Consider the following 2537-nt stretch of genomic DNA (forward strand, 5'->3'; position numbering starts at 1 on the left):
ACCACGAGAACCGGTACCCAAAGAAATCTGCTCAATAAGGTTGTTTGCCTTTTCTGTACCAAGTGCAGCAGTAAGAGCATGACGAACGAAGTCTGAATTTCCAAGACCAAGATTTGAATGACTTGTAACATCCTTTAAGAAGGACTTATGTACGGCATTTACCTGATCTTGAGTAAAGTTTGTCATCTCTGACATTCTGATACCAAGTTTCTGAACCTGCTTTGGCTCAAGATTCTTGAAAATCTGTGCAGCATCCTCTTCAGAGAGAGAAAGCATTAAGAGCACACACTTGTCCATTCCGGACATACTTTCAAGTGCAGTCTTCTCGTCTTCAGTAAACTCAAGGACAGCATTGCCATTAATTGAAGGTGACTTAGCAATAGGTGCCTGTAAATCTGTATCTGACATTTATAACTCCTATGACTTTTCCTTGAGATCTTCTGCAAGCCAGTCTTTAATAACTTCAGCAGTAAGCTGTGGCTCATTAGTAGCAAGAGTACGCACAGCCTTGAGCAGATCTGCTTCTTTTCGTAAGTTTGGAAGCTCGATACCGCCTTCAGTATTGATGGTATAAACCTGATCTGCAAGCTCCTTATTCTTTGCAATGAGATTGAAGTCATCGAATCCATCAAGAGCAGACTGAGAATCAAGCTCATCCTGGTCAACCTCAGGTACATCAGTTTCATCCTTACGCAGAAGCTTGTTGAGCAGAGGTCTGATTACGAAGACTACAACAATCAGCACAATCAGGATAACTGCAATAGGTTTTACAAGCTTTATGAACCAGTCCTGCTGGTATACTGGCAGTTCTGGTGTGATATCGCCATGAGGGAATGAGACTGTCTCTACCTTTACAAAATCTCCTCTTGACTCTGACAGACCAAGACCACCACGAACAAGATCAGCAATCTTATCAAGATCAGCCTGTGGACGTGGAACATATTCAATTTTGTTATCCTTGTTGAGAGTCTTTATATAATCAACTGCAACAGATACGGTAAGACGGGATACAACATTTGTAGGTCTTACAGTATGTCTCATGGTTGTATCAACTTCATAGTTTCTTACAGCCTCACGAGACTCCTTTCTGTTGTCTGAGCTTTGAGAATCAGATGCAGTACCATTCTTGAGTTGCTGAGGAATAGATGCATTAGCAGGAGGCTGATTTGACAGAGAGCCAGGTACTCCATAAGGATTTGTTTTTTCAGACTGACCTGAAGCTTCCTTTAATGTTTCAGATCTAACAGCCTGAGAGTCTGGATTATAAAGCTGACTTGTCTCTTCCTGAATAGTTGTATCTAAAGTTACATCAACCTCAGCTGAATAATTGCCAATACCAAGCATTGGAGCAAGAATAGCATCAAGCTTGTCTCTGTACTGAGCCTCTCGCATGGTACGCATTTCAAATTCGCGCTGAAGCTTGCTCTCTGTTGTATCCTTAGGAACTTCAGCAGACAGCTGACGACCTGTCTGATCGGTTACAGTAACATCCTTGCTAAGTAGATTGTGTACTGAAGATGAAACTATAAAACGGATTGAATTTACATTTTCAGGTGTTAAGTATGCATTTGGCTTTAGAGTAACAACTACAGCAGCACTAGGTCTGCTCTTTTCTCTTGCAAAAACATTCTCCTTTGGAATTGCAAGAAGAACGGTTGCTCTTTGAACACCATCAATTTTTTCAATTGCTCTTGCTAACTGAACTTCTCGGCCATGCTTGATTCTTTCGCTTTCCATTCTCTGAGAAACACCGAATCCAGAATCAGTCATGATGATCTTGTCGCCATCATCTGTATTCTCTTTTGGAATGGCAATTCCCTGAATAAGCATTTTTTCAACTATAGAATCATACTCATTAGCATCAACAATAACTGTATTGTTAGATAATTTGTATTTGTAGCCTTCGGTTTTTAAAAATTCGATAACAGGACCGATATCCTGGCTTGAATACTGGCCTAAACGTCTTTGAGTATCAGGAGTATTTGATGAACCTGTAAATGAGAAAACGGCAAAGATAATGCCTGCAATGAATATTACAAGAAACCCCAGTAGAATAAGACGATGAATCATTTCACCATCTTTAAAGAAAGACTTGATACCAGAGCTCTTCTCATCAACTGAGGAGTTGTCAGTTTCTACCGGAGAAAACTGCTCGTTTGATTCAGATGATACAACAAGATCACTTGAACCTGACTGCTTATCATTACTTTCTACAGGAGCTAATGCATTTTCATTTTCCTGAGAAGAAGATGATGTTACCGGAAAACCATTATCTGCCATTTTTAATCCTCAAAGGTTATACCTGCATCTGAGAAACTGTCTTGTATGCCTCAAGCATCTTATTGCGAATCTGTAAGGTTGCTTCAAAAGAGATACTTGCCTTTTGAGAAGCCAGCATCACATCAGATAAAGTCACTGAGCGATCACCCAAATCAAATTTTGTCTGCTTGTTAGATGAGTCATTCTGCAGCAGATTCACATTTTCAAATGCATCTTTCAGCATATTTGCAAAGGCACCAACATTATCATTGTGCTCA

2 protein-coding genes and 1 pseudogene are annotated in these 2537 nt (G+C 40.1%); all 3 read right to left on the bottom strand.

Features of this window, described 5'->3' with window-relative positions; genetic code table 11:
* Positions 1 to 408 (bottom strand): annotated as a pseudogene (locus ACJML3_RS07880) (flagellar motor switch protein FliG); the annotation flags it as partial.
* 9 nt (positions 409 to 417) lie between these two features.
* Entirely contained in the window at positions 418 to 2280 is a 1863-nt protein-coding gene (gene fliF, locus ACJML3_RS07885; RefSeq protein WP_406022146.1) for a flagellar basal-body MS-ring/collar protein FliF, read from the bottom strand.
* Positions 2281 to 2296: 16 nt separating this feature from the next.
* Positions 2297 to 2537: flagellar hook-basal body complex protein FliE (gene fliE, locus ACJML3_RS07890; protein WP_406022148.1), on the bottom strand; the 241-nt coding region annotated here is incomplete at its 5' end.

This window comes from Succinivibrio sp. (genome assembly GCF_045124615.1).
Taxonomy (GTDB): Bacteria; Pseudomonadota; Gammaproteobacteria; order Enterobacterales; family Succinivibrionaceae; genus Succinivibrio; species Succinivibrio faecicola.